Genomic DNA, 21566 nt, shown 5'->3' on the forward strand with positions numbered 1-21566 from the left:
TTTTCGGGATTGCTAGGGTCAGCCCAATCGCGCAACCCATCCGGAAGGAGATCACCATGCTGACCCGTAGAGCCACATTGTTTGGCGCGGCTGGCATTGCCGCCGCACCGCTGTTTGTCAACGCCGTCAAGGCTGAGGAAATCATGGACACCTCGATCGCGCCGCCCGCCGATCTGACGACATTGCCGCGCATCAAACACAAGCTGCTGCGCCCGCCTTTCGTACATGAGCATGAGCAGGTCGCCAGCATCGGTCCGCGCGTCGTCGAATTCGAGATGAAGATCCTCGAGAAGGAAGTGCAGGTGGATGATGATGTCTATCTGCAGGGCATGACCTTCAATGGCTCGATCCCCGGCCCGCTGATGGTCGTGCATCAGGATGATTACGTCGAGCTGACGCTGTTCAATGATGCCAATAACACGATGCAGCATAACATCGACTTCCACGCTGCCACGGGTGCTTTGGGTGGCGGATCGCTGACCCTCGTGAACCCCGGCGAAAAAACCACTTTGCGTTTCCGCGCCACGCGCCCCGGGGTCTTTGTCTATCACTGCGCGCCTGGCGGCCCGATGATCCCTTGGCATGTCGTCTCGGGCATGTCGGGGGCCATTCTGGTGCTGCCGCGCGACGGGCTGAAGGATCACCTTGGTCAGCCGGTCAGCTATGACCGGATCTACTATATCGGCGAGAATGACTTCTACATCCCGAAGGATGCGGAGGGCGCCTATAAACGCTTTGCCGATCCGGGCGACAGCTATGCTGACACGCTCGAGGTGATGAACGGACTCATTCCCAGCCATGTGGTGTTCAACGGCAAGGTCGGCGCGCTGACCGGCGACAATGCGCTGAAGGCCAATCAGGGCGAGCGGGTGCTGTTCATCCATAGTCAGGCCAACCGGGATACCCGCCCGCATCTGATCGGCGGTCATGGCGATCTGGTCTGGGAACATGGCAAGTTCAACAATCCGCCGGTGCGCGACATGGAAACCTGGTTCGTGCGGGGCGGCTCGGCAGCCGCCGCGCTCTACACCTTCCTGCAGCCGGGCGTTTATGCCTATGTGAACCACAATCTGATCGAGGCGGTGAACAAGGGCGCCACGGCGCATGTGCTGGTGGAAGGCACCTGGAACAACGATCTGATGGAGCAGGTTCAGGCCCCCGTCGAATATAATGTCGCCTATGAGGGGCGCAGCGCCCTGCCGTAACCGGCGCGCGTGGAAGCCTCTGGGGTGGCCGGTTCGGCCACCCCTTTTGCATGACCAACAGCGAGGCAGAGAAGATGCGACCCCTTAGGATTGCCGCCCCCCTGACGTTTGGCGTGTTGGCGCTTGGTGTGCTGGCGTTTGGCTCTTGGGCCACGCGTCCGCTGCCGCCGCTGCCGGGGCCAGAGACGGTAGAGATCGCCGCCCGGCCCTTTGCATATCGTCCGGCGGGGGATTTCCATCTGGCGGGTGCGCAGGCCGATCCGGCCCTGCAGCACATCACCCCAGCGCAACCGCTGCTGATCATGAAATATCCGGTTGCGGCTGCAGATTATGCGCGCTGCGTCGCCGCCGGGAAATGCCTGCGCGCCGATGCGCCGACCGTCCCGGGCGCTCTGCCACAGACCGGGGTGAACTGGATCGATGCCCATGCCTATGCCAGTTGGCTGAGCGCGCGCACCGGCCAGCACTGGCGCCTGCCGAGCGATGCGGAATGGCAGCGCGCCGCCGCCGAGCGGTTCTTTGATGACGGGGTCGAGGCGGCCTCGCTCGGTGATCCGGCGCAACGCTGGCTGGCCACCTACAGCAGCCGGGTGCGCGCCCGCGGCGTGGCCGATCCCGCGCTGCGCCCTCTGGGCAGTTTCGGCGAAAACACGCTGGGGGTGGCGGATCTGGCGGGCAATATCTGGGAATGGACCGACAGTTGCGACGCGACGGGCGAGCTGGATGCGCAGGGGGCGATCCTCTCGGCGCGGCCCTATTGCGGGGTGCGGATTGCCGAGGGGAAACACCGCGCCTTCATCATCGACTTTGTCCGTGATGCCAAATCGGGCGGATGTGGTGCCGGGGTGCCGCCGGATTATCTGGGCTTTCGTCTGGTGCGCGAAGATTGAAAAACCCCCGGTCGCAGGACCGGGGGTTTTCGTTCAGCGGTTGGGCCGACGCGCCGATGGGTTGGGCTGCCAAAGCCAGGGGCCGACCCGCCAGAGATACAGCGCGAAGGCCAGCGACCAGAAGAGCGCCGCCCAGACCAGACCACTTTGCCCTGCCAGATTTGCCTCGGGCAGCAGCACCCGGATGAGACCGGCGATCAGCAATGCGGCAAAACCGGCGCTCAGGCCGACGCCCGCCTCCAGAACCCGGCCGGTATGCCCCATCGCCGCCCGCATCATCACCGCCAAAGTCATGCCGCCGACCGCCCCGATGCCCCAGAGATGCGCCCCTGCAGCGGGTGCGGTCATGCCCAGTGCGGCCAGAATTTGCGCCGCCATCCCCACAGGCACAAACGCATAGGCCAGATGCAGCATGAGCAACAAAGGCGAGCGCCAGCTGCCCAATCCCTGCCAGCGCAAGAGCCGCAGGGCATGCAACCCGGCCGCCGCCGCCAGTGCCGCTGCGGTGACGATCCCTTCGGGCCGCGCCGCCCAGAGGATCAGCGCCAGCGCCCCCGCCGCCAGGCAGAGCGCATCAAAGCGGTTGAACGGGACCGGCAGCCTGGTCTGCTGCCGCTTGACCAGCCAGTTGCGGGTAAAGCTGGGAATGATCCTGCCGCCGATCAGCGTGATCAGGAAAATCACCACCGCCAGACCGGCGCGCATGCCATATAGGCTTTCGCCCCGCGCCATCACCTCGAGATGAAAGGTGATATTGGCGGCGAGATAGAGGCCGACCGGCCCCACCACCATCAGATTGCGCCAATTGCGCCCGGCGATGATCTCGCGCGCGGTCAGTGCCAGCACGGCGGCCAGAAAGCCCGCATCGAGGAGAAGAACCCCGACCGCGCTGAGACCCAAAAGCCCGGCCACCGCCAGCCGCCCGGTAATCCAGAGCGCCGCGAGCAGCATCAGCGCCGGGCCGCGGGTGGGCATCCGCCCGGTCCAGTTCGGGATGGCGGTGAACAAAAAGCCGACGATCACCGCCGAGGTATAGCCAAAGAGCATTTCATGCAGGTGCCAGTCGCGCGGCGCGAAAGGGCCCTGCAAGGTCAGATCACCGGCCCGCAGCGCCATCCAGACAGGAATGGCCAATGTGGCGAAAAGCGCCGCCAGCAAAAAGAACGGCCGGAATCCATAGCTGAACAGCGCCGGTCCGGTATAGGGTTTCGGGGTGAGACGGGGCATCAGAACCTCCTGCGGCCGCGGTGACAAAAAGGGGAGGATGAAAAAGGGGCGGCACCGTTACCGGCACCACCCCAGGTATCGGCCTCGAAGGGACGCTCAGGGCCGGATCTGGGCGAAATCAGCCTCAAGCCGCGCGGCGGCCTTGCCCTTTTGCGGCACGGCTTTCGCGGCCTCCAGATTGACGGGCGCGCCGACCTGAATCAGGCCAACCATCCCCATCCCGGCATGCGGCGTGCATTTCACGCCATAAACGCCCTCGACGGTCGGGGTCAGCTCAAAGGTCTCGCCCATTTTGCTTTTGAAGACCTCGACCCCCTCGGGCAGCATGCCCTTGATCGCTTCGACATTATGGCCCTTGTCGGTTGCCACAAAGCGGATGGTATCGCCGGGCTGCGCCGCGACAAAGCCCGGCTCGAAGACCATCGCGCCATCGGCGCCTTTGTTCAGCATGTGCACTTCAATGGTCGCAGCGGGTGCGGCACTGGCCAACAGCCCGGCGGCAACCAGCGAGAGCATGAGACGGGGAAGCAGGGAGGGGGACATTGCAAGATCCTTTCAAGGCGTGATTGTTTCGTTGCCGCCGGTTATGCGCTATGCGTGGGGCCGCAACGTTGTGCTGCGTCAAACTTCCGCACAGTCAGAACGGCGGTCCGGCGTAAGGGGCGGGGGAAAGATGAAGAAACTCGACGAAAGCCTGCTGGCAGGCATTCCGCCGTTTCGGCAGCTGGAGCGGGGGCAGATCCGCGCGATCCTCGATCAGGCAATGGCCAGGCGCTATGACGAGGGGCAGGCGGTCTTTCATGCGGGGGATGTGGCCGAGCGGTTTTATCTGCTGCTCGACGGGGTGATCCGGGTGATCCGCACCACGCCCGGCGGCGAACAGATCATTGCGATGCATATCGCGGCGGGGCAACTTTTCGGCATTGCCCCGGCCATCGGACGTGACAGCTATCCCGCCACCGCGATGACGGCGGCCGAAAGCCTGACCCTGTCCTGGCCGGTGCGGCTTTGGCCCGAATTTGTCGCGCAATATCCGGGTTTTGCCAGCGAGACCTATGCCGTCGTCGGGTTCCGGATGGGCGAATTGCACAACCGGCTGACCGAAATGGCGACGCAGGCCGTGGAGCAGCGGGTGGCCAATGCCCTGTTGCGGATGGTCAATCAGACTGGCCGCAAGGTGGAGGGGGGGATCGAGATCACCTTTCCGATCACCCGGCAGAACATCTCAGAAATGACCGGCACCACGCTGCATACGGTCAGCCGGCTGCTCAGCGCCTGGGAAAAGCAGGGCGTGGTGGAAAGCCGCCGTCGTCATATCGTGGTGACCAATCCGCATCAGCTCGTTGTGCTGAGCGGTTCTGCGGGCGCGCGGTAAGACCCGGCCCCCCGCGCCGCGTCACCAGCACCGCTTTTTGTGCCGCCCGTTAAAGGGCGGTGCGCAGGCTATCGTGCAGTTCCGCGCGAAAGGCAGCTTCTTCCAGGTGATATTCGTGGCAGGCGTCGCGCAATGTGTGGAAGGGCGAGACCGAACAGCCGACACAGAGCATGTGGTGGCGCAGGAATACCTGCACCATCTCGGGCCATTGGCTCATCAGCTCGGCCAGGGGCAGATCGGGATCATCAAGGGATGGCGGACGCATGGCGACCCTCCTCATCGTGGTGCGGTCACCCTAGGCTGATTTTCTGTCTTCGTCTTTGCGCTGGCACAACCTTGGGGCGTCGGCGGGCGGTTAGCACTGGGGGCCCGTCCTCAGCCGAAGGCCAGCCATGTCAGAGCTCCTTACCAAATCACGGGCCCGGAATATCTTCTATGGAGGATCACTATTCTTCATCGTCGTCTTCGGGGCCCTCAGTTTTCAAAGCCACCGCTATGTGGTCACCACCTCCACCGCCAGCCAGCCGCTGACCGATGCCGTACGCCTCGGCAAACATGTCTGGGAGCGCAACAGCTGCATCAATTGCCATACTTTGCACGGAGAGGGCGCCTATTTCGCGCCCGAGCTTGGCAATGTGATGACCCGCTGGGGAGTCTATGACGACCCCGAAGGCGCCTATCAGGCGCTGTCGGGCTGGATGGGCGCGCAGCCGAGCGGCATCGAAGGCCGTCGCCAGATGCCGCATTTCGAGGTGACCGAAGAAGAGATCCGCGCGCTGGCCGAATTCCTCCGCTGGGCCGATCACACCAATACCCAGAACTGGCCGCCGAATGACGCGGGCTGAGGGAGATAAACCATGAAATATTCATCTCAAAAGATCGCGCTTGCCTATTTTCTGGTGGCGATGGCGCTTTTCGCCGTGCAGGTGCTGGGCGGGCTGTTGGCGGGCTGGATCTATGTCTCGCCCAACACCCTGTCCGAGGTGCTGCCGTTCAACATCATCCGGATGATCCACACCAACGCGCTGATCGTCTGGCTGCTGCTGGGCTTTTTCGGCGCAGCCTATTACCTCGTGCCCGAGGAATCCGAGCGCGAGATCTGGTCGGTCAAGCTGGCCTATCTGCAACTGGCCATCCTGGTGGTTGGCACTCTGGGCGCGGTGGTCAGCTATCTGGCGGGCATCCACGGCGGGCGCGAGTTTCTGGAGCAACCGCTCTGGGTAAAATTCGGCATTCTGGTCGCGGCGGTGATCTTCTTGATCAACATCTCGCTGACCGTGCTCGCCGGGCGCAAGACCGCGATCACCAATGTCTTGCTGACCGGGCTCTGGCTGTTGTCGCTCCTGTGGATTTTCGCCTTCATCAACCCCGACAACCTCAGCCTCGACAAGATGTACTGGTGGTTTGTCGTCCATCTCTGGGTGGAAGGCACCTGGGAACTGGTGATGGCCTCGATCCTTGCCTTCCTGATGCTGAAACTGACCGGGGTTGACCGTGAGGTGATCGAAAAATGGCTCTATGTCATTGTCGCCACTGCGCTTTTCTCGGGCATTCTTGGCACTGGGCACCATTTCTACTGGATCGGCCTGCCGGGCTATTGGCAATGGGTCGGCTCGATCTTCTCGACCTTTGAGGTGATCCCTTTCTTCCTGATGATGAGTTTTGCCTTTGTCATGGTCTGGAAGGGGCGGCGCAATCACCCGAACAAGGCAGCGCTGCTGTGGTCGCTCGGTTCGTCGACGGTGGCGTTCTTTGGCGCCGGGGTCTGGGGCTTTTTGCACACGCTGCATGGGGTGAACTATTACAGTCACGGCACGCAGATCACCGCCGCGCATGGGCATTTGTCCTTCTATGGCGCCTATGTCGCGCTGAACCTGGCGGTGTTCACCTATGCGATGCCGATACTGCGCGGGCGGTCGCCCTATAATCAGGTGCTCAACATGGTCAGCTTCTGGCTGATGACCGGCGGCATGGCCTTCATGACCTTTGTGCTGACCTTTGCCGGCACGATCCAGACACATCTGCAGCGGGTGATGGGTCTCTATTACATGGATGTGCAGGACCAGTTGGGCATCTTCTACATCATGCGCTTCGGGGCCGGGGCGGCGGTGGTACTGGGGGCTTTGCTCTTCATCTACGCCCAGCTTTTCCCGCGGCGTGAGATCATCGCCCGTGGAGTGGCTGAAAACGGCCCCCGCGACGCCATGCCGGGAGAGCAGGCATGACCGCGCCGCTGCACCATCCCCTGCCGGAGGGTATCCCTTTTTACCAACCCGTCGCGGCCGAATGCACCCTGTTCGAGACGGCCCATGCCAAAGGCCTGCCCCTTCTGTTGAAGGGGCCGACCGGCTGCGGCAAAACCCGCTTTGTCGAGCATATGGCCGCCCGGCTGGGTCGCCCGCTCTACACGGTGGCCTGCCATGATGACCTTTCCGCCTCGGATCTGCTGGGCCGCTATCTGTTGCGCGGCGGGCAGACCGAATGGGTGGATGGCCCGCTGACCCGCGCGGTGCGCGAGGGGGCGATCTGCTATCTCGATGAGGTGGTTGAGGCGCGGCGCGATGTCACCGTGGTGCTGCATCCGTTGACCGACAATCGCCGCACATTGATGCTGGATCGCACGGGCGAGGAACTGCAGGCGCCGCCGCGCTTCATGCTGGTGGCGAGTTATAACCCCGGCTATCAGAACATCCTGAAACGGCTGAAACCCTCGACCCGGCAGCGGTTTCTGTCGATCAGCTTCGGCTTTCCCGAGCCGGAGACCGAAGCCCGCATTGTGGCGCGCGAAAGCGGCCTTGATCCCGCGCGGGTGGCACCTTTGGTGCGGCTGGCGGGACATATCCGCGCGCTGGCCGGGATGGATCTGGAGGAGGGCGTTTCGACCCGCCTTCTGATCTATACCGCCACGCTGATTGCGGGCGGCATGCCGCTGGAGCGCGCGCTGCAGGCGGCGGTGATCGAGCCGCTGACCGATGAACCGGAGGTGGTGCAGGCTTTGCGCGATCTGATCTCTGTGGTCTACGGATAGGGGGCAGCGATGATCCGTGCGCTTGATCTGATGGAGCCGGAAGAGACGGTGGGCAATCTCTGGCACGGCTGGGCGCAGCATTTGGCCCCGCCCACTGGCCATTCGGCGGCGGCGGTGGCGCTGGCCGATTTGCGGCCCAGTCTGGTGGTGCTGTTCCGTGCCCTTGGTGGTTCGGCGGCGGTCGAGATTGCTGCCGCGCCGCCCGAGGTGACCCGCCACCGCCGCAGCCTGCGGCGGCAATTGGGCGCGCTGGAGGAACAGCAGTATTGCGCCGCATTTGACGGTCGGCATTTGCGGCTACCGACCGCGCTGGATGTGTTTCCCGAGACCGCGCTGAACCGCGCCGCCTATCTGTGGCTGACCGCATTGGCGGCATTGGCCGAACCTCTGCCGCGCGCCACAGATCCGCTCGTGGCCGATCTGGCGCAATGTGCCGCGATGCAGGCGGCGACGCATAAGCTGCGCGGCCTTTGCCCGGGGCTGCACGGGCCCTACCGCGCATTGCGACAGGCGCTGCCGCCGCGTTCCGACCCCCGCCTCCACTTCGGCCCCGCGCTCTTGCATCCTGCCGAGGCTGCGGTGGCCGAAATCGTGGCCTGGGTGCTTGGCGGTCCTGCGCCGCTTTCTGATGCCGCGCAGCATCTTTTGCGGGACCATGAGGCCGGAACCCTGACCGCCCCGCGGGGCTACCGACCGATGCCGGATCTGCCACTCTGGCTGCGGCTGACCCCGGTGCAGCCTGCCGGGGCGGCAGCGGAACCGGATGCCGAGGCCCCCCAGGCGCCGATGTTGCCCGGCCGCCTGCACAAAAAGGCGCAGCGGCAGTTGCAGGAGCAAAGCAACCGCAAGGACAGCTTTATCATTCACCGCTTTGAGGCGATCCTGAGCTGGGTGGAGAGCATGAACCTCAACCGCAGCACCGATGATGATGACCCGGAAACCGCCCAAAAGGCGGCGGAGGATCAGAACCAGATCACCCTCACCAAACATGACCGCAAGATTGCCACCCGGCTGCGGCTGCATCTGGATCTGGCACCGCAGGATGCCGAGCATGAGCGGCTGGCCGGTGTCTTTACCTATCCCGAATGGAACCACCGTAGCGAAAGTTATCAGCCCGATCACTGCCGGGTGTTGGAGGCGCCGCCGCTGTGCGATCCCGCTCCTGATACCGCGGCGGATCTTGCGTTGCAAAAGCGGGTCCGGCGGCAATTTGAGGCGCTGCGGCAGGCCCGGCGATGGTCCTCGCGCCAGCTCGAGGGCGACGAGCTGGACCTCGCGGCGCTGATCGAGGCGCAGGTGGATCAGCGGGCAAGGGGGCAGGGCAGCGACCGGATCTTTCGCGCGCGGCGGCAAAATCACCGCGACCTCTCGGTGGCGATCCTGATGGATTGCTCACGCTCGACTGAAAGCCATCTGGGTGATTTGCAGGTGATCGAGGTGGCGCGGCAGGCGCTGGGGGCATTGGCGGGCGGCATCGACGCTTTGGGGGACCGGCTGGCGATCTGGGGGTTCAGTTCGCTGCGCCGCGACCGGGTGTTCCTGACCCGCTGCAAAGGCTTTGATCAGCCGATGTCACCAGTGGTTTCGCACGCCATCCACAGCCTGCGCCCCGGTCATTATACCCGGCTGGGGGCGGCCCTGCGCCATGTCTCGGCGCAACTGGCGCCCGAGCAGACGGCGCATCGGCTGCTTCTGGTGCTGACCGATGGCAAACCCAATGATCTGGACCATTATGAAGGGCAATATGGCATCGAAGACAGCCGCAGAGCGGTGGCGGAGGCGCGGGCGCTGGGGCAGTCGGTGCACGGCGTGGTGATCGATGCCGAGGGGCAGGATTGGTTCGCCCGCATCTTTGGCCGCGCGGGCTTTACGCTGATGCCGGCTCCCACACGCCTGCCTCTGGCCTTGCCCGCCATTTACCGCAACCTGACCGAGGAGCGCTGAGATGCGTTACATGATTTTTCTGATGACGCTGCTGCACGCGGGAAGCGCCGCCGCGGCTGAGTTCCAGCGGCCGATACCGCAGGCACAATCTGCGACGGTTGAGACCTCCTTCGCATTGGCGGCGCTGGCCCTCGCAATCGCGCTGCTCGGCGTGCATTGGCTGGTCCGGCGCAGATGATCCGGCTTCCTCCGGTCTGGCGACTGACCGTGGCGCTTTACCCCCTTGGTGCAGGTGCCAGCGCGATCAACATATTTTTTGGCTCGCTGATCCTGTCGTGGTGGGGTGTTCCGGTCCTGACACCGATCGCCGCTTTGGGGTTCGGGCTTTGTCTGGGGGCATTTCCGGCCTGGCTCATTGCGCGCCATTTTCAGCGGTTGATTGCCCGGTGCGGGGAGTGACATTGGTGCTGCAACATGCCGCCAGCGACAAAAAAAGAGAAGCTCTCAGGCCCAGGCGCAACCGGTCATGCCAATCAGGCCATCGCGGTCGATAAGGGCGGAAAGCCGCCTGACGGCAGTGCGGCTTGGCAGGCGCAGCAACTCATGGGAGCAGCCGTTCGAGCGAACCGCAGCGAAGTCACAGTGGAATCCGCATCGAGGGACGAGAGGCCGACGTTCGCGGTCCATGACTGCCGGGACTAGACTTTGATGGACGGTGCCTAAGAGGGATCAAGGGCCACGTCTAAGCGATCATCCCTCAATTGCCAGCGAACTCGACAAGACACGATAGGCATCGATTTCTTTCTGCAATGTCGCGATCTTCTGTTCGGCGGTGGCAATCGCGTCGGCACCGGCAAGGAACCTGCGTGGCAAGGCGGCTTCGCGGTCCAGAGTGATCAGGGCTTGTGCCAGCTTGGCCGGATCGCCGCCCTGCGTGCCGTTGGCGCCGGTCCAGAACGCTTCCTGCTGGGCGCGGCGTGCAGCATAGTCGGCGAAAGTCAGTTCCGCATATTGCGTAGATTCGGTGGTCAGCAATTCGGTGCGGAAGAATCCTGGGCTCACGATCATGGTCTGGATGCCGAAGGGATCGATCTCGGTCTGCAAAGCCTCCATCCAGCCGTCGAGGCCGAATTTTGACGCGGAATAGGCGGTGCAAAACTCGTAGCCAACCAGTCCTGCAGTTGACGAGATGGAGATGATTTTGCCCTCGCCCTGGCGTCGCATTGCAGGCAGAAAGGCGCGGGTGACGTTCATCGGACCGACGAGACTTGTGGCCAGTTGCAGGTCCATCTGTCGCGAAGAAAGCTCTTCAAAATAACCTGCAAAGAAGCTGGCGGCGTTATTGACCAATACGTCAATGCGGCCGAACCGCTCGATGGTGGCTTCGGCGGCAGCAATGGCGTCGTCGGGGCTGGTGACGTCAAGCTTGACGACCAGCAGATTCTCGGACGGTCCGAAGGCCTCAGCCACCTTTGCCGTGTTGCGACCGGTGGCCACGACCTGATGCCCTGCGGCCAAGGCTGCCTTTGCGATGTGCAGGCCCATTCCGCGACCCGCACCAGTGATGAACCAAACGCTCATGTCGATCTCCATTTCTGTTGATCGGAAGGTAATGCCCGCCAGGTGCTGAGACTATCCGGCATAATTTTGATGCCCTTAGAAATTGCGCTTCTGAATTCTGCCGCTGGCCGTGGAATTATCCCCGATACCGAAGCGCCTCCAGCGCCAGCGCGAAGGCTGGAGAATGTTGGCGACGGCTGGGATAGTAGAGGTGATAACCGGGTATCGGCGGGCTCCAGTCCTCCAGCACCGCCACAAGGCGCCCGGCGTGGATATCGTCCTTCACGATGTCACCGGCAAAGCAGCCGATCCCGAAGCCTTGCAGCGCCGCGCTGCGCATCAGCGCGAACGTGTTGAAGGTCGCCCGACCTTCTGTGCGCACATTCACCTCGCGGTCACCTTTGCGCAGGGTCCAGGTGAAGGTGCCGCCATGCGTCGGCAAGCGCAGATTGATGCAGGCGTGGCTGGTCAGATCCTCGGGGGTCTCGGGTCTTGCGCGGCCCTCGAAATAGGCAGGTGATGCAGCAAGGATCAGGGGAAAGTCCGGGCTGAGCCGCATCGAGATCATGTCCTTGTCCACATGCTCGCCAAGCCTCACCCCGGCATCGAAACGGTCGGCGACAATATCGGCGCGAGCGTAGTCACTGATGATCTCGACCTTGATGTCGGGATAATTGACCAGAACCGGCGCGAGCCTGGGCCACAAAATTGCTTCTGCGGCATGTTCGACCGTGGTGAAGCGGATGGTGCCTGCGGGCTTGTCGCGCCATTCACTGACGGCGGTAATTTCCGCCTCGATCTCGTCAAAGCGCGGTCCGATGCTGTGGAACAGCCGCTCGCCCGCTTCGGTCAGCGAAACGCTGCGGGTGGTGCGGGACAGGAGACGTACACCCAGGCGGCCTTCCAGCGTGCGCACTGTATAGCTGAGCGCCGACTGCGACACGCCGAGCTTGGCGGCAGCCTTGGTGAAGCTCTGCTCGCGGGCAACGGCGATGAAGGCGAGAAAATCGTTCAGGTTGTCCCGCCGCATTCATAAATCCCTTTTCTAGGTCCATGCCAATAATGCCGTCTAATCCGCTAGACCGCAATTCCCTACCTCTTCTGCACAGGACGAGATCAGCAGGAGAGACGCAAATGACGGCAACAGACATTGAAGCAGTTCAGGCAACCTCGGCGGGCCGCATCAGCAGACGACAGCTGCTGCTCTCCGGATCGGCAGTGGGGGCCGCATACCTGCTGCCCATGGCCACTTACGCCCAATCGGGCAACACAGCCTCAGGAGAGATCGACATGCAAGGTGTGGAGTTCAACAACAACGGCATCACCATGGCGGGGAACATTTACTACCCGCCCGGCTTTGACGGCAGCCGAAAGTACCCAGCCATCGTCAGCATCCACCCCGGTGGCGGGGTCAAGGAGCAGACGGCGGGGCTTTATGCCGCAAGGCTGGCCGCAGAAGGCTTTGTGACGCTCGCCTTTGACGCCTCCCATCAGGGTGCCAGCGGTGGTATGCCGCGTTACCTCGATGATCCGATGCGTCGGGTGGGCGATATCTACAGCGCCGTGGACTATCTGACCTCGCTGGCCTTCGTCGATGCCGACCGGATCGGCGCATTGGGCATCTGTGCGGGCAGTGGTGCTGCCATCAAGGCCTCAACGACAGAACGCCGCATCAAGGCGGTTGCGACCGTCAGTGCGGTAGATGTGGGGGCCGCGACGCGCAAGGGTTGGGATGGCAAGGCGTCCGAGGCCGACCAGATCGCGACGCTTGACTATGTGGGACAGCTCCGCACGGCCGAAGCGGCGGGCGCGGCCCCGACCTACGGCAACTACGTTCCGGCCGTCGGTGACACCACGGCGCCCCGCGATCTGCAGGAAGCGGCGGATTACTATCTGACGCCGCGCGGTCAACACCCGAACGCGCCGAACCGACTGCTTCTGACAAGCGTCAGCTATTTGGTCGCCTTCACCGGCTTCGACCGGATCGAGACGCTGCTGACCCAACCGCTGCTGGTCGTGGCGGGCAGCGAGGCGGGCTCGCTGTGGCACAGCGAAGAACTGCATTCCAAGGCCGCCGCGACTGACAAGGAGTTGTTCATCGTCAACGGTGCGACGCACATGGACCTTTACGACGGCGCGGGCGTGGATACGGCGATGGCGAAAGTCGGCCCGTTCTTCACTAGCAAACTGGCATGATCGAGCTTGTGTCAGGAAGGCCCTTCCTTCCTGACACTTCTTCACCCGCAGCGCCTCGGCGCGTTCTGTCGGGTTCGATCCGTGTGGCTCGTCCCCAATCCGCAAGTGCAATCCCGGTTCGAAAGGACACCGACATGATCCTCAGTTTTCGACCCCTGACCGTTGTTGTCTTCTGTATCGCAGGTCTTTTCAGCACGTCGACGATGGCCCAGACAAACCGCGCGACCTTCCCCGCCAACTTCGACGAGATGGTGATGTATGGGGATTACCGTCGTGGCTCAGGTGGCGAGCTCGCCTATGCCCTGCTGGAAACCATCGCGATTGCGAAATCCGGCCAGCCGCTGCCGCCAGGCACCGTTCTAGTGCTGGAAATCTACAATGACGGTGCCCTCGTCAGCTATTTCGTGATGGAAAAGGGCGAAGGCTGGGGTCTCGACTTCGCCGAGGAAGATCGAGCTGGCGACTGGCATTTTCAGCAGTTCGGCACCGACAGGACCGTCCGCCGAGAAGCCCTCGCTGACCGCTGCGTGTCCTGCCATCAGGGTGCTGCCGAGAACGACTTCATGTTCACCTGGGGCCGCATGCAGGACTACATGCCGTGAACGTCCCGTTTTCCCTGCGCCTGATCCTCGACCTTGCGGCCGTCTGCCTGCTGCTGGTGGCTTTGGCCTACGGCTGGCTGGGGAACCTGGCGCATGAGTTGATCGGCACGGCAATGTTCGCGTTGCTCGTCAGCCACAACATCTTCAACCGGCGCTGGTATGGCACGATCCCGCGGCGCACCCGCGCACCCCGCACCCTGATCACGCGGGTGATCAACCTGTCGCTGCTGGTCACCATGCTGACCCTGCTGGTGACAAGCCTTCTGATCTCGCGCGAAGTCTTCGCCTTCTTGCCTCTGACCAGCACCTTCACCGCTCGGCAGATCCACAATCTCGTCGGCTATCTGGCGTTGATGATCGCGGGGGCTCATCTCGGCCTGCACTGGACGATGCTGATGGGGTATGTGAGCGGCAGGCTGGGCATCAACCTCGATCGTCGCTGGACAATGATAACCGTGCGTTGTCTGGCCGCAGCGATTGCTGCTTATGGGGTATACGGCCTGTACAAGCTGAACGTCGTGGCAAAGTTACTTCTGCAGCCGTCGTTGGAGTTCTGGGACTTCGAAGGAGAAACCCCGACCTTCTTCGGCCACCTCGCCGGGATCGTCGGAATGTGCGCTTTCGTCGCATATTACGCTTGGAAGTTCGTCGGTGCCAACAGACGCATAGAGCCATCGGCCGGTCAAAAATCGGGCTTTGCACAGCCCCCCGAGCAGTTGTAAGCGGCTATGCCCGCTGTGGCGTCATTATTCACGAACAGCCGGGATGACAGGAACTGCGCGTTGACAGGAAGGTCGATGCTAATCCTCTGCTCGAACGCCGCGCTCGGAAACCTCTTCGACCACCAGCACCCATATCTGGCTGCGATTGGGTGAAGCGGAAATGAAGAGGGTCAGCAACCTACTCGTCGCGATGTTGAACCGCGCCCCTAATGTCGGACGGTGTCGGCGCACGAGTGGCGTAGTTTGCGACCAACTGACAATGGATGCGCGCGTCGCGCCGGAAGCCGATGCGGATGCCGTTTACAGGCCTGCGCGGTGGCGTGGAAACCGCTTGGTTAGCCACCTCCTAAGGCTGCTTTGGCGACGCTGCTCCGCAGCACAACACAAAGGCTGGACGGCAGTATTGGGTCGGGCGCGCCCGTGGAGCGATGCGCATCAGCTCGACCGGGAACGTCGGCTCCCTGCGCTTTGCTGCCGCTGCTCGCGATCTACGCTGCAAGTGCAGCGAATGGCAGCAAGGTCCGCATCAGCGACATTCGCCCCCGGATTTTGCTGCGCCAGGCAATGAACGGCCGCTTCGGGGAAGCCGCACCGCAGCGCGGAAACGCTCTCGACCGGCGGCAATGGGCCGATCAGGTCGGTCCGACGGCGTGGGCGTCAGGTGGGGCTCGCCTCATTGCGGCATCATGCGGCGCTGCATCTCGCAGGCTCAGAAGGCTCGGGCCGCCCAATTCGGCGCTGCTTCGTCGGCCGAAGCCGAGCCATCTCCGCAGCGCAAGGTCCCCGAAATTGCTGCCAGGGCTGGGTGCAGTAAAGTCCAGGGCGGATGTATCAATATGCGCGACTTGATGTGCGAGTATTGCAAATTGTTAACCATCAGGACCAAGGTCAGGTGATGAAGACAGTTCATTTTAGAATCTCTTCGCTCTTCTAAATGCAGCCATTTGCGTGAACTTCTATTTCTGCTTTTTCCCCTCGTTCCTTTCGCGGCAGAGGCCCGGCCATTTCCAATGTCGGACCCTCACATGATTGAAGCCCTCGGGGGCCTTTTCCGAAACCTGCCGTGCTGGACCTTCTGCGCATCGGATGCCGAAACCCTGCTATTTCTCCGTCGTGCATAATCCGGGCTCAGCATTGCGGCAGGGATCGACGTTTGGCTGCTCGCGGACGGGCACGCTGGTCGGTACGCGGCTTCTCGGCTTTGGTGCATTGTCGCGCTCCGCCACCCGCTTTGCCATGATTGCCTCCGCCTCAGACCGGGTCGGAGAATCGCACCGCCACTCGACCGGCGGCATGGAGTTCTTGTAGCGCTCAGGGGGATAGATGTAGCCAATCGCGCAAAGGGTGAGTACATCCCCCGAACCGGGTTCGCCCGCTCCGCTGCCCGCCGCCACGGGAGAAGGGCCGGTCTTGTCCCTGTGGGTCTGCGCAAAGCCCTCCTCCTGCCGCTGGAAGCCGGAGATGCCCTGCGACACCCCTTGGGCAATCATCTGCCCTGTCGTCGTGTCGCGCGCCTGCCGGTCAGACTCGACCCGGGCGCGCAGATCGGCCTGCAGCCGCTTCGACTCCGCAGCTTCGGAGGCAAGGTCCCGCGACAGGTCGGCGCGCATCCGCTGCTGCAGGTCCTGCGCAAGTGCTTGCACTGCCGTACGTTCTCCAGGCGGCATCGCAGCTGCGATTTCGCGCAGGACCTGCGCCGCTCCCTTGCCGTCAGAGTTAGGGGGAATCTCCATCCACATGCGGAAGCCAGACATAGGCAGGGACGACTCAGTGCCGGAAATCTCGATGACCGCCGGGCGCTGACCGGAATACAGCAGGAAGCTGCGATGGCGGACCTCGCCATTTTTCGTCCGGCCGGAGCTGCTGGCGACGGCAACGGGGGGGAACATCCGCATGATCTCGGCGCGCAACTTCTCAGGACGCAGCCCCAGAGTCGGACGCGCCTCGCAGGCAAAGACCGGCCCGTCGCTGCGCACAAGCTCGCTGAGATAGCCAAAATCACTGCCGCGGTGAAAACCGCGCCAGACCTGCCAGTTGATCGTGTTGCCAAAATCGGTATCTCTGTCGCCCTCGAAAAGCGGCGGGACAATCGTCCCTCGTGCTGGCCAGCTGCCGCCAAAGGTGGTGGCCTGGGCCTGCGCGAGGTCGAGGTTTCCACATTTTTCGGTGATTGCACCGAGATAGACGGTTGTCCGGGCAGCCATCGCGGATTGTGAGGCACTTGGCCCACCCGAGGTGGTCACGCAGGCGGAGAGTGTCAGGAACGCCGCTGTAAATTCGGCCTTGAAGCTTCGCATGGGGGCCTTCCAGAGTTGCACGCTCCTCTACTCTAGCCCGGCCCGCCATGCTGGCACATCCCCCGTTTGGGGGATTAAACGTGCAGTGTCCGGTATCTTTCGAAAGCTGCAAAGACCAGTTTCTGCGAAGGCATGCCCATTTTGAGCATGGCCGATTTCAGCTGATCCTGAACCGTATAGAGGCTGGTTCCCGTGCTGTGGGCAAAGGCCGAAAGTGGCAGGCACGACAGGATTGCGTGGACCACCTTGCTCTCTGCCGGGGTGATCCCGAACGGCGAGCAAAAGGCGGCGACCTGCTCTAGGTCGGGCGGGGTGATGGTCAGCTGTGTGATCGTCAGGATACTGCGGCGCGGTCCGATCCGCCTCCCGCCAGAGGTCCAGCGCCGCAGGGCGTAGAGTGCATTGCTGTCGACGTGCCGCAGATAGAGGGCCGTTGCTTCGGGATCAACGTCCCCGGAGCGCTGAAAGGCTGCGAGACGCAGATTTTCATGCGGATCAGCGCAAGTCAGCCAGCCATCGGGCGAAAGCCGGAACCAGCCCTCGCCCAGCAATTGCCTGGCAGAGCGGTTCAATTCCACGAGCCGGTTGCCGTCCAACACGAAGACGGCTGATGCGAAAAGATCGATGGCCTCTGCCCGGGAAGGGTCAGCCCTGTCAAGTCCCGCCCGCGCGGCGCCGAGCCTGAACGCACGCAGCAAATGAGGTGCCAGTGTCTCCAGCAGCTTGACGGCCGGAAGCTCGATGCCCCGGTCTGGCCGTGACGAGGCGATGCCGAACCAGCCGACATTCTCGCCGAAACTCAGGTTGCAACCATGGATGTCATGGATCCCGAAGCGCGGCAGGAGTTCCTGATGAATCCTGCTCTCCCGCGCCTCAGCGGCTGAGACATAGACCCGCTCAGAGCACAGCCTGCCCGCAGCGCGCGCCATGACCCTCGGCACCCGGAAATCGTCATGGGCATATTCGTCGAGATAGACCTGCGCGAAGTCCGGATCGCCGCGCACGAAAAGGTTCACATGGGCATGACCGGATGATCTCGACACCAGAAACATGTGGACACTCGCCCCATCCACCAGTCCCGCGAGTGCATCGGCAACCTGCGACCAACCTTCGGGCTCGGCCGCTGCCTCGTAGATCTGGTGAAGGATGCCGTCTACCAGTTCTATTGCCCGCGCCTTTCGATCATCACAACCCTGATCACTCCGGGCCCCAAACCCGGTGCCCCAGATTGACCAGCGGAGTTCAGCCTACCAAATGAAGTCCCTTTGACAATGGAATTGTCGTATCGCAGCTCTTCCCGACGACATGCTCCGGCATCCGTCCAAGCATTACCGCGATCTCCTGCATGACCGATGGGCCCGCCACCCGCTTCGGGAAAGCTGCAGCCCTGCGCATCTGGGGCCAGGCCGGCCTTTCGGCGGCCGTCACGCCGCTCCGGTATAGGCGGTCCTAAGAGGTTCACCACGCGGCCGTCCGCCATTTCGCACGGCGCGCCTTCCATCTAAGCGCGCGCAGCCCATCCGGTCAATCGCGTCTCGGTCCAGCAGATCGCCGTTGCGCGCAACATCTGGCAAATTCGCGGCGTGGATCTTTGGTGCTCGGCCGCAGGCGCATTTGATGTACAGCGACAAAGGATTGGAAGGAAGATAGTGCTGAGGTCTATTGCCAGCCAGCGCCTGCAGTTCGCGTTGCAACTTGGCCAAGACCAATCTACGTCTTTTCCACCACCGATAGTGTCAGCCTTCGACAACAGCTTGGCTAAGATCCATCCCCCTTTTGGTCATCACTACATCCAGCCGCTTGAAAAACGAAAACAGGTCAGCGGTGGAGATATCCACCTCAACCGCCCGAACTTTACTCGGAGCCATCAGATCATCATCCTCACCGGATATCAGGTAAGCCACTACGCAAACCCTATCCACGGCACGGCCATGGTTACCCGAGAACCCCAGACGAATGCCGGCGAGCACTTCCCCACTTTCGCAAAGGCACTTGGATTTCAAGAAATCAACGAAGCGCAATTCGTCTGCACGATCAGCAGCAACACTGCCGGTGTAGTCGTCGTATTGCACGTGAGCCTGAAAAGTATCTGACATATTACAAACCCTAGCTTCAGCGGAATCTACCTTAAGGCCTAAGACATCAAGATCAAGACAGGTTTAGGCTAGTCTTGGGAACGATATTTCCACATTGGCACATCGCCAGCAACTGGATCTGCGCACCGAAAGGGCTACACCCGGGTCCTGCCCACTGCTCCTCAGCCGCGCGATCTGTCAGCGCGGCTCTTGACTAACCAATAGGCCTCTGCGACGTCGTGGTTTACCTTCTCCTCATAAGTATTCCACAATACTCATGCATTTGCACTCATGCATTTGCGGAAGCGGGCACGGCAAAAGACTGCCGGGATAAGTTCGAGATCTTTGGAGAATGCGCTGGATCAGTGCTTGTCCCGGCAGCAGCTGCGTGGATTGCTTGTCATGGGTTCGCGAAAAATCCGCAAGAAAGATAGCTGTACAGATGAAACCCGTGGGGCACTGTTACACAAATTCGTTGCAGAACGGGTGACCTGCCCCCCGCGAGATCCCTCAGTCTGATGTAGAGTCTGCTCAACCGCTGCTCTGCCTACCAGCTCTGGACCGCCCGAAGCTGGAGTTTTCGGGCTTTGGTCACGATGACGGGCTGGCTACGTCATCGGGAAAGTGCAATGCGCTCGGGACGTTGTATCCGATGGCGCTGTGTGGTCTGTCGTCGTTGTAGTGTCTACGCCATGAGCTGCTGCCGGTTTCGTGGACAGCAGGTTAAGCTAGCATAGCGCGGGCCTCGAACTCCATCGGGCTGAGGTAGCCCAGTTTTGAATGCCTGCGCCGAGGGTTGTAGAAGCGCTCGATGTAGTCGAACACGTCAGCACGAGCTTCGTCTCGGGTGCGGTAGACCTTGCGGGCCGTGCGTTCGGTCTTCAGCGACGAGAAGAAGCTTTCCATCGCGGAATTGTCCCAGACGTTTCCGGCCCTACTCATTGAGCAGGTGATGCCCCTCGCCATCGGGCTCGAACCGATGGCGCCACGATGGCTCGATCGGCCAGAAGCCGTTGAAACTGCTCGCTAGTGTATTGCGATCCCTGGACGCCCTTCTAAGAGTCAAGCGGCGATCTGGCTTTGGTTGATCTCCCGATGCCGCCTCATGATGATGCCGAAGACTTCGCGGGCAATATAGCGTTTGAGGCAGCGAATGGCCTCCAGCTTGGAATGGCCCGCAGCGATGCGTTTGGCGACGTAGTCCTGCGAACGTGGGTCCAGTCTCAGGCGCCCGATGGCGATGATGTGGATGGCGCTGTTGGCCGCGCGATCGCCTCCCCTATTCAACCTGTGCCGCACCGTCTTTCCTGATGAGGCCGGGACCGGGCTGACGCCGCACAATGCCGCGAAGCTAGCCTCGGATTCTAGCCGGTCCGGGTTGTCCCCAGCCGTGAGCAGCAACTGCGCCGCGCTGTTCAAACCGATCGCGGTTTGGGCCAGCAGCTCCGGGGCCAGATCCTTGACGATGGCACCGATCATGTCGTCCAGGTCGGAGACCTCGTCATGCAATTCGAGATAGCGCCGCGCGAGGGACTTGAGCGAGATCCGGTAGGCCTCCTCGACCTGGCGATATGCCGTGAGATCGGGGCGCCACGCGGCAAGTGTGCGGATCAGCTGCATCCGCGTCATGGATCGCAACGGCTCCCGGATCTTGTCGGGCGCGCAGACGATCGTCATCTGGATCATTTGCAGCGCAATTCGGCGCGCTTGAACAGCCGTCTTGCGGCAAACCCTCAGAACCCGAAGACTTTCGACCATTCCGTCCCGGCTGCGCGGTGTGACCGTGTGGCGCTCCGCGAATGCTGCATGAGCCGCGCTTTCCGCGTCATAGTCGTCGTTCTTGCCGCGTCGGCGGCGGTCGAGTTTGTCTGGCGCGGTCACTTCCAGCACCTCGACACCCGCGGCTTGCAGGTAGCGCAGCAGCCCGGCGCCGTAACTTCCCGAGCACTCAACCCCAACACGTCGAAGATCGCCGAAGGACCTCATCCACGCCAGCATCAAGCGATAACCATGCCGCGTTGTCGGGAAGCTCTCGGTGCCGAGAACACGGTCACGATGATCAACGACAGCCGCGACATGCAAATCCTTGTGCGTGTCGACGCCGCCGATGACGTGAGTTTCTGCTGGGTGTGCTGCCATCCGACTATCCTTTCCTGGGCGGCCTGTCTGTTTTGTGCTCCGAAGGATGCAGGGACAGGACAGTCATGGGACCGGATGGTCATGCCCTTCTTGGGTCACGGCAGCACCTTCGAGGCAAAGCCTCGCCGCAGGACGTTCCCGGATGATCGACAGGTCTAGGGAAAGACACGTGTTGGATCGATCGGAGTGAGGGTCAGATCACACCAGAAAGCCCTGCGGCACCAACCCAGCGAATGGTCGATCGGTGTTTGAGTCAAACCATCCGAGAACTGGCATTGATCGTATGACTATCCGAGTGGTGCAACAGCGCATCGGCCTTGCCGCGCCGCCAGACCGCCATCATCAGCGCGTCCATGACCAGTGATG

Annotated in this window: 20 protein-coding genes and 2 pseudogenes; 11 read left to right on the forward strand and 11 right to left on the reverse strand. The window is 62.3% G+C overall.

From position 1 onward, the window contains the following. The first annotated feature begins 56 nt into the window (after positions 1–56). Together nirK and ACEN2S_RS19815 are read left to right on the forward strand one after the other, a co-directional pair. Positions 57–1205, forward strand: a complete 1149-nt coding sequence (gene nirK / locus ACEN2S_RS19810; protein ID WP_441869695.1) for a copper-containing nitrite reductase — start codon at positions 57–59, stop codon at positions 1203–1205. A 74-nt stretch (positions 1206–1279) separates the two neighbouring features. Beyond that, positions 1280–2095: a formylglycine-generating enzyme family protein gene (locus ACEN2S_RS19815; protein WP_441869636.1), complete on the forward strand. Its 816-nt coding sequence runs from the start codon at positions 1280–1282 to the stop codon at positions 2093–2095. 33 nt (positions 2096–2128) lie between these two features. Here ACEN2S_RS19815 and ACEN2S_RS19820 read toward each other — a convergent pair whose 3' ends face one another. Both ACEN2S_RS19820 and ACEN2S_RS19825 read right to left on the reverse strand, forming a co-directional pair. Beyond that, positions 2129–3322 carry an NnrS family protein gene (locus tag ACEN2S_RS19820; RefSeq protein WP_441869639.1) on the reverse strand — a complete coding sequence of 398 codons (1194 nt, stop codon included), beginning with the start codon at positions 3320–3322 and terminating at the stop codon, positions 2129–2131. 96 nt (positions 3323–3418) lie between these two features. Then, positions 3419–3865, reverse strand: a complete 447-nt coding sequence (locus ACEN2S_RS19825) for a pseudoazurin (RefSeq protein ID WP_441869642.1) — start codon at positions 3863–3865, stop codon at positions 3419–3421. Positions 3866–3995: 130 nt separating this feature from the next. Between ACEN2S_RS19825 and ACEN2S_RS19830 the strand changes: the two genes are divergently transcribed. Continuing rightward, positions 3996–4697 (forward strand): Crp/Fnr family transcriptional regulator, encoded by a 702-nt coding sequence (locus ACEN2S_RS19830; protein ID WP_441869645.1) that lies wholly within the window; start codon positions 3996–3998, stop codon positions 4695–4697. A 49-nt stretch (positions 4698–4746) separates the two neighbouring features. On the opposite strand, the gene ACEN2S_RS19835 is transcribed toward ACEN2S_RS19830, so the two are convergent. Next, positions 4747–4962, reverse strand: a complete 216-nt coding sequence (locus tag ACEN2S_RS19835; RefSeq protein WP_441869648.1) for a DUF1858 domain-containing protein — start codon at positions 4960–4962, stop codon at positions 4747–4749. Between the two features lie 127 nt (positions 4963–5089). Between ACEN2S_RS19835 and ACEN2S_RS19840 the strand changes: the two genes are divergently transcribed. The 5 genes from ACEN2S_RS19840 to ACEN2S_RS19860 are packed head-to-tail and all read left to right on the forward strand — an operon-like array spanning position 5090 to position 9847. Beyond that, positions 5090–5542 carry a c-type cytochrome gene (locus tag ACEN2S_RS19840; RefSeq protein WP_441869651.1) on the forward strand — a complete coding sequence of 151 codons (453 nt, stop codon included), beginning with the start codon at positions 5090–5092 and terminating at the stop codon, positions 5540–5542. A gap of 12 nt (positions 5543–5554) precedes the next feature. Further along, positions 5555–6922: a cbb3-type cytochrome c oxidase subunit I gene (locus ACEN2S_RS19845; RefSeq protein ID WP_441869654.1), complete on the forward strand. Its 1368-nt coding sequence runs from the start codon at positions 5555–5557 to the stop codon at positions 6920–6922. Next, positions 6919–7725, forward strand: coding sequence for a CbbQ/NirQ/NorQ/GpvN family protein (locus ACEN2S_RS19850; RefSeq protein WP_441869656.1), 807 nt, complete (start codon positions 6919–6921; stop codon positions 7723–7725). Before ACEN2S_RS19845 ends, ACEN2S_RS19850 begins: the two co-directional genes overlap by 4 nt. Positions 7726–7734: 9 nt before the next feature. Further along, positions 7735–9669 carry a nitric oxide reductase activation protein NorD gene (locus tag ACEN2S_RS19855; protein ID WP_441869659.1) on the forward strand — a complete coding sequence of 645 codons (1935 nt, stop codon included), beginning with the start codon at positions 7735–7737 and terminating at the stop codon, positions 9667–9669. 1 nt (position 9670) lies between these two features. After that, positions 9671–9847 (forward strand): protein NnrT, encoded by a 177-nt coding sequence (locus ACEN2S_RS19860; protein WP_441869662.1) that lies wholly within the window; start codon positions 9671–9673, stop codon positions 9845–9847. A 512-nt stretch (positions 9848–10359) separates the two neighbouring features. Here ACEN2S_RS19860 and ACEN2S_RS19865 read toward each other — a convergent pair. Together ACEN2S_RS19865 and ACEN2S_RS19870 are read right to left on the reverse strand one after the other, a co-directional pair. Continuing rightward, entirely contained in the window at positions 10360–11190 is an 831-nt protein-coding gene (locus tag ACEN2S_RS19865) for an SDR family oxidoreductase (protein ID WP_441869665.1), read from the reverse strand. Between the two features lie 115 nt (positions 11191–11305). Further along, the gene (locus ACEN2S_RS19870; protein ID WP_441869668.1) at positions 11306–12199 is read right to left on the reverse strand and encodes a LysR family transcriptional regulator; all 894 of its coding nucleotides are present in this window, start codon (positions 12197–12199) and stop codon (positions 11306–11308) included. Between the two features lie 104 nt (positions 12200–12303). On the opposite strand from ACEN2S_RS19870, the gene ACEN2S_RS19875 reads away from it, so the two are divergent. The 3 genes from ACEN2S_RS19875 (at position 12304) to ACEN2S_RS19885 (ending at position 14689) form a co-directional block, all read left to right on the forward strand. Continuing rightward, positions 12304–13365, forward strand: a complete 1062-nt coding sequence (locus ACEN2S_RS19875; RefSeq protein ID WP_441869671.1) for an alpha/beta hydrolase — start codon at positions 12304–12306, stop codon at positions 13363–13365. A gap of 134 nt (positions 13366–13499) precedes the next feature. Beyond that, positions 13500–13967 (forward strand): cytochrome P460 family protein, encoded by a 468-nt coding sequence (locus ACEN2S_RS19880; RefSeq protein ID WP_441869674.1) that lies wholly within the window; start codon positions 13500–13502, stop codon positions 13965–13967. After that, complete coding sequence (locus tag ACEN2S_RS19885) at positions 13964–14689, forward strand: DUF4405 domain-containing protein (protein WP_441869677.1); 726 nt, start codon at positions 13964–13966, stop codon at positions 14687–14689. The genes ACEN2S_RS19880 and ACEN2S_RS19885 overlap by 4 nt, the downstream gene beginning before the upstream one ends. Positions 14690–15789: 1100 nt before the next feature. Here ACEN2S_RS19885 and ACEN2S_RS19890 read toward each other — a convergent pair. The 6 genes and pseudogenes from ACEN2S_RS19890 to ACEN2S_RS19915 all read right to left on the reverse strand — a co-directional run bounded on the left by ACEN2S_RS19890 (position 15790) and on the right by ACEN2S_RS19915 (position 21200). Beyond that, positions 15790–16986: a hypothetical protein gene (locus ACEN2S_RS19890; protein ID WP_441869680.1), complete on the reverse strand. Its 1197-nt coding sequence runs from the start codon at positions 16984–16986 to the stop codon at positions 15790–15792. Positions 16987–17060: 74 nt separating this feature from the next. Beyond that, positions 17061–18038 (reverse strand): helix-turn-helix transcriptional regulator, encoded by a 978-nt coding sequence (locus ACEN2S_RS19895; protein WP_441869683.1) that lies wholly within the window; start codon positions 18036–18038, stop codon positions 17061–17063. Between the two features lie 684 nt (positions 18039–18722). Beyond that, positions 18723–19082 carry a hypothetical protein gene (locus tag ACEN2S_RS19900; RefSeq protein ID WP_441869686.1) on the reverse strand — a complete coding sequence of 120 codons (360 nt, stop codon included), beginning with the start codon at positions 19080–19082 and terminating at the stop codon, positions 18723–18725. A 570-nt stretch (positions 19083–19652) separates the two neighbouring features. Further along, positions 19653–19754 (reverse strand): annotated as a pseudogene (locus ACEN2S_RS19905) (integrase core domain-containing protein); the annotation flags it as partial. Positions 19755–19784: 30 nt separating this feature from the next. Beyond that, a pseudogene (locus ACEN2S_RS19910) lies at positions 19785–20107 on the reverse strand (IS3 family transposase); the annotation flags it as partial. 16 nt (positions 20108–20123) lie between these two features. Continuing rightward, a complete protein-coding gene (locus tag ACEN2S_RS19915; protein WP_441869689.1) occupies positions 20124–21200 on the reverse strand; it encodes an IS110 family transposase in 1077 nt (358 codons plus the stop codon). Positions 21201–21566: the final 366 nt, after the last annotated feature.

The organism is Phaeovulum sp. W22_SRMD_FR3 (assembly GCF_052113705.1).
GTDB lineage: Bacteria > Pseudomonadota > Alphaproteobacteria > Rhodobacterales > Rhodobacteraceae > JBGQOG01.

Bases quoted from the DNA above. Each gene is read 5' to 3' on its own strand.
- ACEN2S_RS19870 (WP_441869668.1), bottom strand. From the start codon at position 12,199: ATGCGGCGGGACAACCTGAACGATTTTCTCGCCTTCATCGCCGTTGCC.
- ACEN2S_RS19815 (WP_441869636.1), top strand. From the start codon at position 1,280: ATGCGACCCCTTAGGATTGCCGCCCCCCTGACGTTTGGCGTGTTGGCG.
- ACEN2S_RS19890 (WP_441869680.1), bottom strand. From the start codon at position 16,986: ATGCGAAGCTTCAAGGCCGAATTTACAGCGGCGTTCCTGACACTCTCC.
- ACEN2S_RS19900 (WP_441869686.1), bottom strand. From the start codon at position 19,082: ATGTCAGATACTTTTCAGGCTCACGTGCAATACGACGACTACACCGGC.
- ACEN2S_RS19915 (WP_441869689.1), bottom strand. From the start codon at position 21,200: ATGGCAGCACACCCAGCAGAAACTCACGTCATCGGCGGCGTCGACACG.
- ACEN2S_RS19865 (WP_441869665.1), bottom strand. From the start codon at position 11,190: ATGAGCGTTTGGTTCATCACTGGTGCGGGTCGCGGAATGGGCCTGCAC.
- ACEN2S_RS19880 (WP_441869674.1), top strand. From the start codon at position 13,500: ATGATCCTCAGTTTTCGACCCCTGACCGTTGTTGTCTTCTGTATCGCA.
- ACEN2S_RS19840 (WP_441869651.1), top strand. From the start codon at position 5,090: ATGTCAGAGCTCCTTACCAAATCACGGGCCCGGAATATCTTCTATGGA.
- ACEN2S_RS19860 (WP_441869662.1), top strand. From the start codon at position 9,671: ATGCGTTACATGATTTTTCTGATGACGCTGCTGCACGCGGGAAGCGCC.
- ACEN2S_RS19895 (WP_441869683.1), bottom strand. From the start codon at position 18,038: ATGTTTCTGGTGTCGAGATCATCCGGTCATGCCCATGTGAACCTTTTC.
- ACEN2S_RS19835 (WP_441869648.1), bottom strand. From the start codon at position 4,962: ATGCGTCCGCCATCCCTTGATGATCCCGATCTGCCCCTGGCCGAGCTG.
- ACEN2S_RS19830 (WP_441869645.1), top strand. From the start codon at position 3,996: ATGAAGAAACTCGACGAAAGCCTGCTGGCAGGCATTCCGCCGTTTCGG.
- nirK (WP_441869695.1), top strand. From the start codon at position 57: ATGCTGACCCGTAGAGCCACATTGTTTGGCGCGGCTGGCATTGCCGCC.
- ACEN2S_RS19850 (WP_441869656.1), top strand. From the start codon at position 6,919: ATGACCGCGCCGCTGCACCATCCCCTGCCGGAGGGTATCCCTTTTTAC.
- ACEN2S_RS19845 (WP_441869654.1), top strand. From the start codon at position 5,555: ATGAAATATTCATCTCAAAAGATCGCGCTTGCCTATTTTCTGGTGGCG.
- ACEN2S_RS19825 (WP_441869642.1), bottom strand. From the start codon at position 3,865: ATGTCCCCCTCCCTGCTTCCCCGTCTCATGCTCTCGCTGGTTGCCGCC.
- ACEN2S_RS19820 (WP_441869639.1), bottom strand. From the start codon at position 3,322: ATGCCCCGTCTCACCCCGAAACCCTATACCGGACCGGCGCTGTTCAGC.
- ACEN2S_RS19875 (WP_441869671.1), top strand. From the start codon at position 12,304: ATGACGGCAACAGACATTGAAGCAGTTCAGGCAACCTCGGCGGGCCGC.
- ACEN2S_RS19855 (WP_441869659.1), top strand. From the start codon at position 7,735: ATGATCCGTGCGCTTGATCTGATGGAGCCGGAAGAGACGGTGGGCAAT.